This window comes from uncultured Nitrospira sp., from assembly GCA_902500695.1.
In the GTDB taxonomy this organism is placed as follows: domain Bacteria; phylum Nitrospirota; class Nitrospiria; order Nitrospirales; family UBA8639; genus Nitrospira_E.
Window position 1 is genome coordinate 1 of sequence record CABVRQ010000005.1, and the last position, 14,246, is coordinate 14,246.

The 14,246-nt window shown below is 52.1% G+C and carries 18 protein-coding genes; 12 read left to right on the forward strand and 6 right to left on the reverse strand.

The window, feature by feature from the left end; translation table 11 throughout:
• Positions 1-523: 523 nt before the first annotated feature.
• The 5 genes from AAH187_RS01930 to AAH187_RS01950 all read right to left on the reverse strand — a co-directional run bounded on the left by AAH187_RS01930 (position 524) and on the right by AAH187_RS01950 (position 4,383).
• Positions 524-1,120, reverse strand: coding sequence for an RNA polymerase sigma factor (locus AAH187_RS01930; protein ID WP_342346738.1), 597 nt, complete (start codon positions 1,118-1,120; stop codon positions 524-526).
• Between the two features lie 216 nt (positions 1,121-1,336).
• Positions 1,337-2,011, reverse strand: a complete 675-nt coding sequence (deoC, locus tag AAH187_RS01935) for a deoxyribose-phosphate aldolase (RefSeq protein WP_342346739.1) — start codon at positions 2,009-2,011, stop codon at positions 1,337-1,339.
• Between the two features lie 16 nt (positions 2,012-2,027).
• Entirely contained in the window at positions 2,028-2,291 is a 264-nt protein-coding gene (locus AAH187_RS01940) for a hypothetical protein (RefSeq protein ID WP_342346740.1), read from the reverse strand.
• Positions 2,292-2,555: 264 nt separating this feature from the next.
• Entirely contained in the window at positions 2,556-2,960 is a 405-nt protein-coding gene (locus AAH187_RS01945) for a hypothetical protein (RefSeq protein ID WP_342346741.1), read from the reverse strand.
• A gap of 451 nt (positions 2,961-3,411) precedes the next feature.
• The gene (locus tag AAH187_RS01950) at positions 3,412-4,383 is read right to left on the reverse strand and encodes an aldo/keto reductase (RefSeq protein WP_342346742.1); all 972 of its coding nucleotides are present in this window, start codon (positions 4,381-4,383) and stop codon (positions 3,412-3,414) included.
• A 247-nt stretch (positions 4,384-4,630) separates the two neighbouring features.
• On the opposite strand from AAH187_RS01950, the gene AAH187_RS01955 reads away from it, so the two are divergent.
• From AAH187_RS01955 to AAH187_RS01975, 5 genes are all read left to right on the forward strand, one after another.
• On the forward strand, positions 4,631-5,179 hold the full coding sequence (locus tag AAH187_RS01955; RefSeq protein ID WP_342346743.1) for a PAS domain-containing protein: 549 nt from the start codon (positions 4,631-4,633) through the stop codon (positions 5,177-5,179).
• Between the two features lie 171 nt (positions 5,180-5,350).
• Positions 5,351-5,707: a hypothetical protein gene (locus tag AAH187_RS01960; RefSeq protein WP_342346744.1), complete on the forward strand. Its 357-nt coding sequence runs from the start codon at positions 5,351-5,353 to the stop codon at positions 5,705-5,707.
• A gap of 84 nt (positions 5,708-5,791) precedes the next feature.
• On the forward strand, positions 5,792-6,640 hold the full coding sequence (locus AAH187_RS01965; RefSeq protein WP_342346745.1) for a CBS domain-containing protein: 849 nt from the start codon (positions 5,792-5,794) through the stop codon (positions 6,638-6,640).
• A 49-nt stretch (positions 6,641-6,689) separates the two neighbouring features.
• Positions 6,690-7,745 (forward strand): NAD(P)-dependent alcohol dehydrogenase, encoded by a 1,056-nt coding sequence (locus tag AAH187_RS01970; protein WP_342346746.1) that lies wholly within the window; start codon positions 6,690-6,692, stop codon positions 7,743-7,745.
• 339 nt (positions 7,746-8,084) lie between these two features.
• Entirely contained in the window at positions 8,085-9,176 is a 1,092-nt protein-coding gene (locus tag AAH187_RS01975; RefSeq protein WP_342346747.1) for a hypothetical protein, read from the forward strand.
• Between the two features lie 55 nt (positions 9,177-9,231).
• Here the strand turns inward: AAH187_RS01975 and AAH187_RS01980 are convergent, their stop codons facing one another.
• Positions 9,232-9,546: a hypothetical protein gene (locus tag AAH187_RS01980; protein WP_342346748.1), complete on the reverse strand. Its 315-nt coding sequence runs from the start codon at positions 9,544-9,546 to the stop codon at positions 9,232-9,234.
• Between the two features lie 258 nt (positions 9,547-9,804).
• On the opposite strand from AAH187_RS01980, the gene AAH187_RS01985 reads away from it, so the two are divergent.
• The 7 genes from AAH187_RS01985 (at position 9,805) to AAH187_RS02015 (ending at position 14,217) form a co-directional block, all read left to right on the forward strand.
• Positions 9,805-10,059, forward strand: a complete 255-nt coding sequence (locus tag AAH187_RS01985; RefSeq protein WP_342346749.1) for a SemiSWEET transporter — start codon at positions 9,805-9,807, stop codon at positions 10,057-10,059.
• A gap of 535 nt (positions 10,060-10,594) precedes the next feature.
• Complete coding sequence (locus tag AAH187_RS01990; protein ID WP_342346750.1) at positions 10,595-11,026, forward strand: MFS transporter; 432 nt, start codon at positions 10,595-10,597, stop codon at positions 11,024-11,026.
• Positions 11,027-11,056: 30 nt separating this feature from the next.
• Entirely contained in the window at positions 11,057-11,329 is a 273-nt protein-coding gene (locus AAH187_RS01995; RefSeq protein WP_342346751.1) for a hypothetical protein, read from the forward strand.
• Positions 11,330-11,338: 9 nt separating this feature from the next.
• On the forward strand, positions 11,339-11,590 hold the full coding sequence (locus AAH187_RS02000; RefSeq protein WP_342346752.1) for a hypothetical protein: 252 nt from the start codon (positions 11,339-11,341) through the stop codon (positions 11,588-11,590).
• Positions 11,591-11,625: 35 nt separating this feature from the next.
• The gene (locus AAH187_RS02005) at positions 11,626-11,952 is read left to right on the forward strand and encodes a YnfA family protein (protein ID WP_342346753.1); all 327 of its coding nucleotides are present in this window, start codon (positions 11,626-11,628) and stop codon (positions 11,950-11,952) included.
• 507 nt (positions 11,953-12,459) lie between these two features.
• On the forward strand, positions 12,460-13,095 hold the full coding sequence (locus AAH187_RS02010; protein ID WP_342346754.1) for a DUF1326 domain-containing protein: 636 nt from the start codon (positions 12,460-12,462) through the stop codon (positions 13,093-13,095).
• 324 nt (positions 13,096-13,419) lie between these two features.
• Positions 13,420-14,217 (forward strand): DUF2182 domain-containing protein, encoded by a 798-nt coding sequence (locus tag AAH187_RS02015; protein ID WP_342346755.1) that lies wholly within the window; start codon positions 13,420-13,422, stop codon positions 14,215-14,217.
• Positions 14,218-14,246 lie beyond the last annotated feature (29 nt).

Sequence of the window (14,246 nt, forward strand, 5' to 3'; positions counted from 1 at the left end):
CCAAGGGTGGCTTCCCCAATTTTCACCTGATCCACCTTCACGCCTTTCAGGTTGGAGAGAATGTTGGTAATCCCTTGAACACAATGACCGCAGCTCATGCCTTGAATAGTGAGTGTGAGATCTTCCATGGGAACCTCCGTTTGTTGAAATGGGTATTGGTGTGGTGCATGTCAGCTGCTGTGTCTGACACGCCCTGTTTGCTTATATAGACGGAGCCCAATGCCGATTCTTACAGTGAGGGAATGTTGAAAAAGGCCGCCAGCGGCGTTCCCTGCCTTCGCCGGAGCGGCTTCGCGCAGGCAGGTCGCGGCTTGGCCGTGCTCACGTACTCCTCCGTACGCTCCGCTCGTCCAAGTGGCTGCGGCCTTTCCTTCGAGAAGCCTCAGGACAGGGCTGGACGGACATTTTTGAACATTCCCTTAGGTGTTTGGCATGAGTCTTTGTTACCCAACGGCGGGCCAATGTTCGCGAGCGGAGGGATGAATGTGGGGAGTGGGAGAATGAGGAGACGGAGTGTAAGGGCTTATTCGCAGGTGCAATTCAAGCACCCATGCTTACTGCAAATCCCGCAGGATTCTTCCAGGGACTTGCGCAAGGCATGACGCGCTCGATGCAAACGGACCGTGAGATTATTCGTGGTGATGTGTAAATCCTTGGCGACGGATTGTAGGGATTCTCCGGATAAATCAATCCTTCGAATGATGGCGGCATATTCAGGTTTGAGGGTCAACACGAGGCGATCCAGACAGGCACAAATCGTCGGCTGTAGCTCATCCAGCGAAGGGACCTGATTCGTTCCCAAAGTCTCGTTCTCGTCAAGGAAAGCTTGGAGCCGCTTGTTGTCCGTTTCTTTGCTCCGATAATAATCAATTAGGGCGTGTCTGAGTATTTGGTAGAACCAGGGGATGATCCGGTCCATCTGTTTGATGGAATGGAAATGAGCCAAGGCTTTCATGAAGCATTGTTGCAGGAGATCTTCGGCGAAAGCGGGATTGCCGAGACGGCGGGTGAGGAAGGCGTGAAAGGCCTGGCGATGGTCGAGTAACTGTTTCATCACCTCATCTAAGAGGGGATGAGGTTGGGCATTTTTCCCCATTTCAGATGTGGCTTCGGTATCCATTTACTACTCCAGGTTGTCGTCACCAGTCCCAGCCGGATGAGACGATATCATGCCCAGCCGGCATTCCGGAAGATCGGCTACTGTTAGACGGAAAAGAAAACATGGAATACTAGATTCCCGCCTACGACCGGCGGAATTGATGAATGGAAAGGGCAGGGAAAGGATCCCTGGTCATTCCATCCTTTGGCTGTTTTGAATGTTCAATGAAGGCGAACTTTATACCGGCCACATTTTCATGATGGCCACGGACGACGAACTTCCCAGGCGGGAGGCTCCGGCATTGACCAACGCCACGGCCGTAATTAGATCGCGAATACCACCGGCAGCCTTGATACCCAGACGTTGTCCTACAATCCCACGCAGGAATCCCACGTCTTCAATGGTTACCTTGCTACCGGAAAATCCGGTCGACGTTTTCACAAAGTCGGCTCCGGCTTTTTCGGCTAATTGACACCCAATCTGTTGTTCTTCCTTATTTAAGAGGGACGTTTCGAGAATGACCTTGACCAGGATTTTTGAAGAGTGGGTACGCCGCGCGACGTTTACGACGCCCTGGATATCGTCCAGGACGGCTCCATGATTGCCTGCTCGAAGCAAGCCAATCTGGAGGACCATATCCAATTCATGCGCTCCGGCTTCAATCGCCAATTTGGCCTCGTAGGCTTTCACGTCCGGAAAGGTGTTGCCGTGAGGAAAGCCAATGACCGTGGCAATTCGGACTGGAGATCCCGCCAGACAACGCGTGGCCAGCGGGACCCAGAGCGGGGCGACACAGACCGCCCCGAAGCCGAACGTACGCGCCTCTTCACAGAGCTGTCGGATCCCGTCTTTCGTGGTGTCCGGTTTTAACGCCGTATGGTCAATGATTCTGGTGAATTCGTCGCGCGTCATCTGGCCTATGCAGAGCTTACAATGTCTTGCGAATGTTGTCGTAGCCTTTTTTGAGTTCGTCCAGCACAAGTCCCAGACCGGTGGAAACTGCCCCTGTTGTTTGGCTGGCTTCCTTGCGGACCGCTTCCATCTTGGTCTTGACGTCTTCCCACCGTGTTTCAAGTTTCGCCCATTCATCACGCGCATCCGCCTTGGCCAGGTGTAGTTTGACCTGAAGCTCGTCACGCTGGCGTTTCAGATCATCGGCAATTTTCTGAAGCTGTTCTAATGAGTCCGCCATGAATGTCTCCTTTCGTTGAAATCCTGCTCCAACCGTATGAATAATTATATTCTAGATTAACAAGAAATTAGCCTAAGAGTGTACTCAGGCACATAAATGAAAAGGTTCACCGTACAGCAGGCTTCCGACCGATTCTTTTTTTTTGTGTGGAGGAAGGCAGGAAACGTGGTGAGTTCCAGTCATAGGCGAGGGAGCGTGGTAACTGGTCCCGTAGAGCGGGAGATTGTGTCGGGTCGAGTAACGCTTGCCGAGGGCGAGTGTATTTTAATTAGGATCGTTCTGCGCGATCGTGTCGTCTGTCTTCACTTCGTAGGGGACGATATCGCAGGCACAGCCATTGACCTTTCGGTCCACATACATCGTCCAATGACCATCCCGGTTGACATCATGCCAGTAGAATAACGGCCATTCGTTGGTTTCGACGACGGAATTCCAATGTTCATTATATTCAGAGATGAGGATTTGACGGGCAGTTTTGTAATCTACGATTCCGTCATTGCGGAGGGAGTATTCCCGCATGTAGAGGCCGGTCATAATATTGATATCTTCGTCGACCAGGTACGCCTCATCCGGTTCGAGTGGCGGCATTTCGGCTTTGGCTATTTCTCCTCCAGCGAGAACAAGGGCTAATCCGATGGCGAATGCGTGAATGGGGATGGTCGTTCGCATGACATCCTCCTTGGCTTGAGGCCCTTTGCCCGACTACCTTGTTATGTGTGAGCTTCCTAAGCCCTTGTTTAGAGCAACTGCTATGCCAAAGAAGACGTTGGTGTTCGTCTCGTGTCGAGGGAAACCAACCTATTGAGTTGTAAGGGATTAGAATGGGGAGGAGGCAGGTGAGGGCAGGACGCACTCGTCAATATTATGCCTATGGGTTATCCATTTCTGCACAATTTATAAGGGGCTGTTGAAAAAAGCCGCCAGCGGCGTTCTCGCCATTTTTCCGTGCTCACGTACTGGAAGTACGCTCTGCGCGCAAAAATGACTGCGGCCTTGCTGGACGAACTTTTTTGAACCGCCCCGAGGCCTCTGATATGCAACGTGCCTGTGGGTCAATATGCCCTTGGAAATTATTAATATTCAACACTCCCGATTAATATTTGACACCCACCGATGGCCATCACCAGGCATAGGCTTCGGGAGCTGGGCCGCCAGGTCCGGGGAAGATGGTATCGAGCTTTTTCAACACTTCCTTGGAGAGAGTGAATTCGGTGGTGCGCATGGTGCCCTTTAGCTGGTCCATGGTTCGAGGGCCAATGATGGGTGCCGTGACGGCTGGTTGGTGAAGGAGCCATGCCAGGGCGACATGTGCCGGCGCTTCGCCTAATTCCCGGCAAAGTGTTTCGTAGGCTTCCAACCGTGGCCGGTATTTTTCCACCTTCTTCCGCAGATCCTCATCGGCCCGTCGTCCGGTCGTTGCCGGTTCAAGCGCTCCTGCCAGGAGGCCACGCGCGACCGGACTCCAGGGAATCAAGCCGATTCCATATGCTTCACAGGCCGGAATGACCTCAAGCTCAATCATGCGGTCATTCAGGTTGTACAAACTTTGCTCGGCCACCAGTCCCAGGAAATTCCGGTGCCTGGCCATTTCCTGCGCTTGGGCCAGATGCCATCCGGCAAAATTACTACTCCCAATGTATAAGACTTTTCCCTCGCGCATGAGTTGTTCCATGGCCTGCCAGATTTCCTCCCATGGCGCATGCCGGTCGACATGGTGCATTTGATACAGGTCAATATAATCGGTTTGGAGCCGACGCAAACTTGCTTCACAGGCCCGCTTGATATGGAGTGCGGACAAACGGGATTGGTTGGGCCGGTCTCCCATCCGCCCGAATACTTTGGTGGCCAGTACGACATTTTCCCGGCGGTTGCCTCCTTGTCCAAACCAACGCCCGATAATCTGTTCGGTAATGCCTTCCCCCACCTCCCAACCATACACGTCTGCGGTATCGAAAAAATTGATGCCGAGTTCCAACGCCGTATCCATGATCTGTCCACTGTCGGCTTCTGTGGTTTCCGGCCCAAAATTCATCGTGCCCAGACACAACCGGCTGACTTTCAACCCCGATCGACCCAGATGGACATATTTCATTCAGCCACTCCTCATAAATTTTTTTGGGACACAGGGGGAAAGATTTTTCGCACTTTAGCAAGAACACAGAAACCTCTTCCAGAAGATGGGGACCACGAACGGCGGAATGGGTGTGGTGTCTGGGGCACTGTATACTCAAGACGTCCGCCATGCCGATTTTGAACTGGTTTACCATTTGGCGTAAGATGAACCCGCCTTTCACGATTGTTGTAGGAAGTCTCATCCAAGCAGGAGGTCCTGCAGGGTCATGTCGATTCAATACAGCATCGACAGCACCGATCATATCCGGTTTATCAATGAGGCCTGGTTGCAGTTCGCCTGTCAAAATGACGGAGCACACCTGAGTCGTGCCTATGTCATCGGAAAGTCGCTTTGGGAGTTCATCGATGGGGAGGATAACAGACAGATTCATCGTTTAATTTTGAAAACAGTGCGGGCCAACCAACGAGTTCAAGAATTCAAATTTCGCTGCGATTCTCCAGTATGTCGGCGGTATTTTCTCCTTACCGTGTCTCCTCTCCCTGAAGGCGAACTGATGTTCTCGACTCATCCCGTTCGTGAAGACTCACGGAGCCCTGTTCCTTTGCTTGACCCTGATGTGAAGAGGGGGGAGCAATATCTCAGGATTTGTAGCTGGTGTATAAAAGCCTGCCTCCGGAATCAGAAATGGGTGGAGCTGGAAGATGCCATTTCCCGCCTTGATCTCCTTGGAGGCGGAATCATGCCAAACCTGACACATGTTGTTTGTCCCGAATGTCAGGTTACCATCGAGAAGGAGTTGAAAAATCTGAAGTGACCAGGTAGAACCTGTCATGACCATGTTCGGATTGGCGATGGAATTGAGGGTGCTCGAAAAAATCTGACATGGTGGTGTATAGTCGTTGAGCGTAATCGTGGACAAAAGGACGCAAATCTCTGTGACCGGTTGTTCGTTGTGAGATCCATTTTTGGTCAATTGGAGGATAGTATGGCCCTAAAAAAGAAGTCGATACGTCAAGCATCCAAAAAACGGACTCCTTCTCCCGGCAAAAAGCCGACGCCTTCTCGCAAAAAAGGACCAGCCTCCTCCAAAAAAGGGACAGCCACTCGAAAAAAAGTGGGGGCCTCTAGAAAATCGCCACAGCCTCAACCCGCCCGTACTGCTCGAGCACCGGGAGGCATGGCCAAAACGATTGAGTCTCTCAATGAACGCCTTGATATCATGCTACCTGAAGTGATGTTCCGGATTGCCGCAATTGAGCATCTCTTAGTAAAGAATCAACTCTGCCTGTATGATGAACTGACTAATGCGCGGCAGTTTATTCAAGAACAGGAGCGTACGTAATCGGTATGTCTGGAGCAGGGTCCACATTCGAATCAGCAGGAGAGACCGGGCCGGCATTTACCCCATGATAAAGAAGGAAAAATTATGAGCGTCAATATCCCTGAAACCATTGGGCATAATATGCAGCGCGATCTTGAAGGTGTGAGCGAAGACACCTCTGTGGGGAATGCGGTGAGTCTTATGGCGGCACGACGGATCGGGAGTCTCGTTGTCCATCCGTCAGGGCAGGAATCTCAGCAAACAAAAATTATCGGGCTCATTTCAGAGACCGACCTCGTCCGCCGGGTCATAGCCAAAGATCTGACTGTGGCCGGAACGAATGTGGGGCAGATTATGGAAAGCCCGTTACTCTCCCTTCCCTCTGATCGAACGATGCTGGATGCCAGCCATTTCATGGAGAAGAATGGCATTCGGCATCTTTGTGTGACAGAAGGGGAAAGGGTTGTCGGGCTGATCTCCGTTCGCGATCTGGTGAAACATTTTGTGTATGCTGAGAAGGGGCCGATTCGAGATCTTGATGATGTGTATCGGCCGCTCAGCGTGCTGATGCGGCGTGACATTGAAACGATCGATCGGGAATCCACACTCATCACCGTCGCCCAGCGTATGACCGACAAGCGGATCGGCGCTCTCATGGTGACGCAGGCTGGCCAGATGGTGGGGATTGTCACAGAGCGTGATCTGATCTATAAAGGTTTGGCTCAGAACCGGGATCTGACTCAGGCCAGGGCGGGTTCCGTGATGACGCAAGCGCTGATCGATATAGATATCAACCGGACCGTGCATGATGCCAGCGACCTTATGGCCGAAAAAAATATTCGACATCTGCCCATTACGGAAAATCATGTGATTGTAGGAATTTTGTCCGTGAGGGATCTGATGCGAATGATTTCCGTCAGGGATCGTCCCAGATTTCTCAATCAGCCATCATAATGCTCCTCCCTCTGGCAGGATTGCTTTGACCAAAGAAAGGAGCGCACCCATGGGAAACACCAAAGGGTATGCCGCGTTGCAAGCCGGCGCCGCACTCGAACCGTTCAGCTTTGCCCGGCGACCGGTCGGGTCGAATGACGTCCTGATCAAGGTCGACTATTGCGGAGTCTGCCATTCCGACATTCATCAGGCGCGTGACGAATGGGGCGGATCGATTTTCCCCATGGTCCCAGGCCATGAGATTGTCGGGACCGTGACGGCCGTGGGGACGGACGTCAAGAAAGTTCGTCAAGGTGAGACGGTCGGAGTGGGATGTTTTGTCGACTCGTGTCGCACCTGTCCGGCATGCACCCAGGGTGTGGAACAATATTGTGAACCGGGAATGATTCCGACCTATAACGGGCTTGATAAAAACGGCCAACCCACCTATGGCGGGTATTCCCACCACATCGTTGTCAATGAACAGTATGTGCTGACCATCCCTGAAGCTCTCCCGTTGGAAGCTGTTGCCCCACTATTGTGTGCCGGAATTACGACGTATTCTCCGCTGCGACAATGGGGTGTGGGAAAAGGGCATAAGCTCGGGGTCGTGGGGCTTGGGGGGCTTGGCCATATGGCTGTAAAATTTGGAAAGGCTTTTGGAGCGGAGGTCACTGTTTTTAGCCGCACCGACCAAAAGCGCGTGGAGGCTGAACGTCTCGGGGCCACAGCGTTCGCTGCGACTTCGCAGGAGGGGACGTTTACGCGTTTGGCGGGTCAGTTTGATTTTATCATTGATACGGTTTCGGGCCAGCATGATTACAATGCTCATCTCGAATTACTGAAAACCGATGGCACGTACATTCTTGTCGGTGCGCCGAGTGAGCCCATTGCCCTTGGGGCGTTTCAGCTTATAATGCGGCGGCGACGTCTGGTGGGTTCCCTGGTTGGCGGGATTCGCGAGACGCAGGACATGCTGAATTTTTGCGGAGAGCATGGCATCACTTGTGATGTGGAAGTCATTCCCATCCAACAGATTAATGAAGCCTATGAACGGGTCATGCGGGGCGACGTACGTTTTCGTTTCGTCATCGATATGGCCTCCTTACCTGGTAGGCCTGAATAGAAACGTTTTTTCCGGTGGTCGTTCGGTCTCATCGTTTTCCACTTCTCAAAGGAAATCTTTGGGGATTGAGTTCTGGTGGCTACAGAGGACGATGGGTCTATTCCCATGCTCAGTTGTTTGAATCCTTCCTTCCATCGTGGTGTCCGGTTGCATCTTTATGATTTCGTCCAGGCGGGAATTGTCTGTCATTACGCTTGAAATACCTGTTCCCATTCTGTTTGTGAAGCCATACGCATTAGCGGAGGGTGTCTAGCCCTTTTCCGCAAAATTCTTCCTTCCACAAAAAAATGTTTGCGATTAATCCCATCTCTGGTAATCTTGACCATAAGGGAGATTGCCATGATGGGAATGGTGGTGCATCTCGTTATCCTTCTGATGTTGGTATGGCCTACGGACAGTTTGGCCCGCCGCGCCTCTTTCACTTCTGAACAAAAAGCACAGCTCTCCAGCATTCAAACTATTCGGGTTTCCACTCTGGCGCTGACCGAAGATGGCTTTGTGTCGTTCGAGGGTATCCTCAACGTGGTCCAGCGGCGGTTCGAAGAGCTGGGATTCCAGGTTGTCACGGATGCCACCCAACCGCATGATGTGGAATTCCACGTTATCTGTGAAGAGCGTAAGCACCAACAGCGCGTCGCACGCTATGGCGGTGATGCTGAGCTGACCCATACGCCGGACCGGCTCTGGCATGGCCCGGCCTGCCAGTTATCTTATCGTCTGGACAGGAAGGACCTTGGTTGGCACAAAGAAGTGCGCGCCTCAATTGAGCAGGATTCCCTTCCTCCGCGAGAGGCGCAGGCCGTAGACACCGGAGCTTCCGTTTTTGAACAACTCGCCCGTGAACTTGAAGGGCTTGATTTTCCGGTGATGCTACTCAGTGAATGGGGACAGACGCATCGACTGGTGGCCTTGCTCACCGATCCTGAGACACCCCAAACCCGTCAATTGGTCATTCTTGATATGCTCCGTCAGTTCCCGGATAGGGAGGCCCTTCCTTCTCTCCTGGAACGAATTGAACAGGGGCGGTCTCCTGATGAAGCCATTGCTGCTCTATCCGGGCTGGGGCACGAGGTGGTTCCGCATCTGCAACACCTGTTTGAATGTCAGGACAAACCGGTCTCAATTCGAGCCGCCGCTGCCAAGGGCTTGGGAAGAATTTTGCGAGCCGATGGGGATGCTGAGGTGATGACGATGTTGCAGGAGTATCTGTCCCATGCTGTGTTGGAGATTAGGTCTTCCTCGGATATCGACTTTCCTGTGCTCACGGAAGTCGTGTGGGCTGTCGGGTCCATTCATCATCAACCAACAGTAAAGCTGATTAGCACTCTCCAGGACCGGCTCTGGCTCATTTACGATAACTCACAGGAGATGAAGAAGCTGCGGGATGTGGTGAGCGTTGTCCACAAATATTTGGACTTCAGTCAGATTTGAAATGGAGAACGGGGTTGGATGAAATGGAGTGAGGATTTCTTGAGAACAAGCCCTTTTAGGTTGGTGGAAGGAGAGGACCCGCCCATTGCCCTTTAACACGCTGAACATCCACAAGATTATTCGGCGGACCCAGATCAGCCATCAGTTTGGTGTCAATCCTGCCATGACCAACAAACAGTAGTCGGGGTTCACTCACGCCCGGCGTTTTAAACCAATACCATCCGGGACAGTCAGGTGTTGTATGACTCCAGGTCGGAACCACGTGGCGCAGGTCACGTTCCAGTTTAGCTTGCACCTGGTTCGCGTCATGCTGTCCCAGTAATGATTGAATGCCTGTATACAGTGCTTCCGCATGAGCGTGCAATGTCATGGTACTGAGAATCCTTTCGTTTGGACATTCTTGAATGATCGCCACCCAACATACGTCATTTTCTTTCCGGGACTCAACTGTCCGCATGATCCTGGAAACATTTGGCGTCTCTTCCGGTTCAATGTTTTTGCCAATCAAAAACCTGTAACCTCGTTGGTCCTATCAATGTGTAGAGTGTACGGCATTAGCAGTCAGTTGAGCAGGGTGCTTCACGGAAACACCAGCACTGGCTCATTGGAAAATAACATAGGAGGCAACATGGATTGGGTAACCGTGATGGGGTATGTCGCGGGGGCATGTACGACTTCGTCGTTTCTTCCGCAGGCGATTCAAATCGTGAAAACGAAACATACCAAAGATCTTTCCCTGAGCATGTATTCGATTTTGACCTTAGGCTTAATTCTCTGGAGCGTGTATGGATTGATCAATCATGACTGGCCATTAGTCATCGCTAATATGGTGACGTTGTTTCTGGCTGGCTGGATTTTTATTCTGAAGCTCCGGTACGGGTAGGGCATGACCATGATGAACTGAAGACTGTGTTGGTTGCCTGATGTCCGTAATTTTACCGATCACGCCTTGGCCTATAACATGGCTCCTCTCCACGCAACAGGAATTTTTTCTTAGGAATCTACGCTTCCTCCGGTGGGATATACACCTGCCCTTCGCAAACGCTAGGGGCAGAGCTGCTTGTGCTCACCATCTGTATATCTTGACACAGTTAGAACTGAGATCTGGTTAAATACCTTCCGGATGCCGGTATGATTCCCCACGTTCCTCTCATCGCAAAATCCTGAGACGGCCATGATTTTTGAACACGGTCACTGTGTGCAGCAGGTCACCCAATAACTTGATATGCCCGACATGGTATCCTCACCCCCTCCTTCTCCCCTAGGGCGACCGGTTATCCCAAAAAGTATTTGGGCGCTGGTCTTGGTGAGTTTGTTTATGGATATGTCTTGAGAGCTGATTCACCGCCTGCTCCCGGTTGACCTCATTGAGGGATTTGCTGAAGCCACGGCCTTACTGTCCAAGATGTTATTCCGGCGTGCTAAGTGATTATTGGGATAAACGCATGCAGCTAACGGTAATTGGCTATGGCATGGCTGCAGTCACGAAGCCGGTATTTCCGTTAGCGTCCAGTTTGGCCACCGTTTTTCTCGCGCGGTTTCTGGACCGCATAGGGAAGGGCATTCGTGGGGCGCCGCGTGATGCGCTTATTGGAGAGTTGGCGCCGCCGAATTTGCGGGGGATCTGTTACGGGCTTCGCCAATCGCTCGATACCGTCGGCGCGTTCCTTGGTCCGTTGATGGCCATGGGATTGATGGTTCTGCTTGCTAATGGTATTCGGTCCGTATTGTGGGTTGCCGTCATCCCCGCAGTACTGGCCGTGGTCCTTCTTGTTGTCGGTGTTCAGGAGCCTTCATCTCCTCATCCTGAGGGAGGGCTTCGAAGGAGTATTCGGCTGAGTGATCTGTAGCGGATTGGTCCTGCCTATTGGTGGGTTGTTTTGTTTGGAGGGTTGTTAACCCCTGCCAGATTTAGCGAAGCGTTCCTTGTTTTACGGGCAGAACATGTCGGGTTATCGGTGACATTTATTCCAATAGTGATGGTTGTGATGAGTGTGACCTATTCGGCGTCGGCCTATCCCTCAGGCAGGCTTGCGGATAAGATGAGTCGCTGTCCTATCCTGATCACCGGTTGTTTGGTCTTAATCATAGCTGATGTGATTCTTGCTGTAGCCGGCGATGTGGGGATGGTGTTGGTTGGGGTCGCAATCTGAGGCCTGCATATGGGCCTCACGCAAGGCCTCCTGGCCACTCTCACTACGGAAGCCTCACCGCCTGAACTTCGCGGACGCGCGTTTGGTGTATTCAGTTTCGTAAGCTGGGAGTTACTCCTCTGTGCAAGTGTGCTGACAGGTTTCCTCTGGGACCAGTTCGGTCTGTCAGCCACCTTTCTGAGTGTAGCGGTCATGAAGGCTAACGCCCTGCTCGGGTTTGTCGTCCCGAATCCGGATACTCTTCATCCGAAACGGGGATAATCGTGGACGGTGTTTTCACGGAATAAGGAGAATATATGAATGCCGTGTATTGGTATGCCGGTGCTGCGCTGGCCGAAATTAGCGGGTGTTTTGCCTTCTGGGTCTGGTTAAAACTTGGACGTTCGGGGTGGTGGACATTGCCAGGCATTGTGAGTTTGATTGTGTTCGCCCTGTTATTGGCCCGAACGGAGGCCGCATTTGCAGGGCGAGCCTATGCGGCATATGGCGGAGTGTATATCGCGGCCTCTCTCTTGTGGCTCTGGGGTGTTGAGCGGATGCAACCGGATCGTTGGGATTTGCTCGGGGGAGGGCTGTGCCTTGTAGGAGCGGCAGTGATTCTTTGGGGCCCTCGTCCCTATTGATACATTGGAGAGTAAGGAAATGCCGGGTGGTTTGCAATCATCAGGCTTGCGGCTGCTGCAGGGGAGCTTGTGAGCGTTGACGAGGGGGTATTTGCTTCCGCCTCGTCAACTCGTGGGTCTTCGCCTATTGGGCCAGAATGCCCGGAGCTATTTTTTGCTTTTTTTCTCGGCCCGCTTTTCTTTCATGGTTTTAGCTGGCTTCTTTTTGGTTTCTTTGCGTGCGTCCTGGTTCTTGCCCATGGGTGTGCTCCTTGTGTTGTAAGTGGTGCGGCCTTTTTACTGCGCCGTTCGGAGGCGAATGGTAGCGAACTCGGGAGAAAAAGTATAGATGGCGTGATGTGGAAAGTTGGAATGTGTAGGTAAATGAAAGGGGAGGAGAGGTTCTGGACGGAGACCTCTGGTGGATGGCACATGTTCATGGTGCCGGTGGAAACGTGAATGGGCTGCATGGTAAAAGATGGGAATAATTGAGAGGGTGTCCGACATGGCTTTCTAAAGGAGCGCACGATGGCTGATCAATGGATGCTGCGTGGTGTCGAGTTTTCCAATTGCAACTGCTCCTATGGGTGTGGGTGCCAGTTTAATGCCCCCTCGACGAATGGATTTTGTGAAGCGATGGGCTCGGGGTATATTGAAGAGGGGTTTTTCAATAACATCCGTTTGGATGGATTGAATTACGTCATGCTCTTGCAATGGCCCGGGGAAATTGCACAGGGAAATGGAACGCAGCAGGTTTTGATCGATGCACGTGCGAATGCCTCGCAACGTGAAGCCCTCCGGAAAATATTACATGGCGAGGCGACCACCCCGGGTGCTACTCACTTTTTTGTGTTCAATAGTACGATGTCTAACGTGTTGGAACCGCAGTTTGTTCCTATTGATCTCTCCATAGATGTCGACGGGAGAAAGGCCACCGTCAATGTGCCGGGCTTGGTCGAATCGATGGGTACACCCATTCCCAATCCTCATACCGGAAGAGACCATCGTGCCAGGATTAATTTACCGGAGGGATTTGAATACACCGTGGCCGAAGTGGGTAATGGATCGACGAAGGCCCAAGCTGGAATTGCGTTGAACCTGTCTAATAGTTACGGGCAATTTAATATTCTTCACATGAATCAGGATGGAGTGATCAGGGTCTGAAATTTTGAGCGAGGCGTTCACCCCTGTCAGGGACTTTTTCGTTGCCCATCGTTTTTTTTTGGAAATTGAATTGGCGGAGTTTTGCCCACGTCGTTTACGTTCTCGCTGTTTGGCTCAGGGAAGACCTTGTTGTTGCCCACGAGTCGACACGCTCTTGCTGCCAGGTCCTTAGCAGCGGGATTCTCATTGAGGGCTGTGAGATTTAGGGATTGTGGAACTGAATGCACTGGCTCCATGCGCGTTTTTTCTTTGGTGTCCTCCTTCCGGTTTTTCAACATACCTGTCAGTTGCTGATTGTTTCAGGGCTTCTTATAGTCCATTTCCATGAGCCCCTCTCCTGCGCCTTCCTTTTCTTTGTTACCCAAGCGTGATCGAATCACAATTCTCTCAGCCCTGATTGGGGTGATTACTTTAGCCTGGGCGTATGTCCTGTATCTCTGGGCAAAGATGCCCATGATGAATGCTGACGCGCCTGAGGCCATCCTGCAGTTGCATCCGTGGATACCGGTGGACTTTGTGTTTGTGTATTTGATGTGGGCCGTCATGATGGTCGGGATGATGTTGCCGGGTGCTGTCCCGATGACCTTGTTGTATGCAGGTATGGTCCGTAAGGCCGAGCGGCAGAGCACCCCCATGGCTCCGACGGGGGCCTTTGTTGGTGGCTATTTGGCTCTATGGAGTGTGTTTAGTGTGGCCGCGACTCTCGTGCAATGGGGATTGCATGAAATGGCCATGCTTTCGCCCATGATGAAGGCCAAAAGTCAGGTCGTAGGAGCCGCGCTGTTGATCGTCGCAGGCCTATATCAAATGACCCCGTGGAAGGCTGCGTGCTTAGATCATTGTCGGGCACCTGCTCATTTTATTACCGAGCATTGGCGACCAGGCGTTTGTGGCGCGTTTCGCTTGGGGCTTCATCATGGTGCGTTTTGTCTGGGCTGCTGTTGGGCCTTGATGGGGTTGTTGTTTGTGGGTGGAGTGATGAATGTGCTCTGGATCGCGGTGATCACAGTCTTTGTTTTTTTAGAAAAGGTATTGCCGCAGGGCATCTGGAGTGGAGCCTTGGGAGGGGTTTCCGGGATCGGCTTGATTGTGTGTGGACTGGGGGTGTTGATTGTGACCTGATGGATTGTCGGATATTGGAATATCCTTGT

Coding starts and splice junctions, on each gene's coding strand:
- AAH187_RS01930 (WP_342346738.1), bottom strand. CDS start 1,120: ATGGATACCGAAGCCACATCTGAAATGGGGAAAAATGCCCAACCTCAT.
- deoC (WP_342346739.1), bottom strand. CDS start 2,011: ATGACGCGCGACGAATTCACCAGAATCATTGACCATACGGCGTTAAAA.
- AAH187_RS01940 (WP_342346740.1), bottom strand. CDS start 2,291: ATGGCGGACTCATTAGAACAGCTTCAGAAAATTGCCGATGATCTGAAA.
- AAH187_RS01945 (WP_342346741.1), bottom strand. CDS start 2,960: ATGCGAACGACCATCCCCATTCACGCATTCGCCATCGGATTAGCCCTT.
- AAH187_RS01950 (WP_342346742.1), bottom strand. CDS start 4,383: ATGAAATATGTCCATCTGGGTCGATCGGGGTTGAAAGTCAGCCGGTTG.
- AAH187_RS01955 (WP_342346743.1), top strand. CDS start 4,631: ATGTCGATTCAATACAGCATCGACAGCACCGATCATATCCGGTTTATC.
- AAH187_RS01960 (WP_342346744.1), top strand. CDS start 5,351: ATGGCCCTAAAAAAGAAGTCGATACGTCAAGCATCCAAAAAACGGACT.
- AAH187_RS01965 (WP_342346745.1), top strand. CDS start 5,792: ATGAGCGTCAATATCCCTGAAACCATTGGGCATAATATGCAGCGCGAT.
- AAH187_RS01970 (WP_342346746.1), top strand. CDS start 6,690: ATGGGAAACACCAAAGGGTATGCCGCGTTGCAAGCCGGCGCCGCACTC.
- AAH187_RS01975 (WP_342346747.1), top strand. CDS start 8,085: ATGATGGGAATGGTGGTGCATCTCGTTATCCTTCTGATGTTGGTATGG.
- AAH187_RS01980 (WP_342346748.1), bottom strand. CDS start 9,546: ATGACATTGCACGCTCATGCGGAAGCACTGTATACAGGCATTCAATCA.
- AAH187_RS01985 (WP_342346749.1), top strand. CDS start 9,805: ATGGATTGGGTAACCGTGATGGGGTATGTCGCGGGGGCATGTACGACT.
- AAH187_RS02000 (WP_342346752.1), top strand. CDS start 11,339: ATGGGCCTCACGCAAGGCCTCCTGGCCACTCTCACTACGGAAGCCTCA.
- AAH187_RS02005 (WP_342346753.1), top strand. CDS start 11,626: ATGAATGCCGTGTATTGGTATGCCGGTGCTGCGCTGGCCGAAATTAGC.
- AAH187_RS02010 (WP_342346754.1), top strand. CDS start 12,460: ATGGCTGATCAATGGATGCTGCGTGGTGTCGAGTTTTCCAATTGCAAC.
- AAH187_RS02015 (WP_342346755.1), top strand. CDS start 13,420: ATGAGCCCCTCTCCTGCGCCTTCCTTTTCTTTGTTACCCAAGCGTGAT.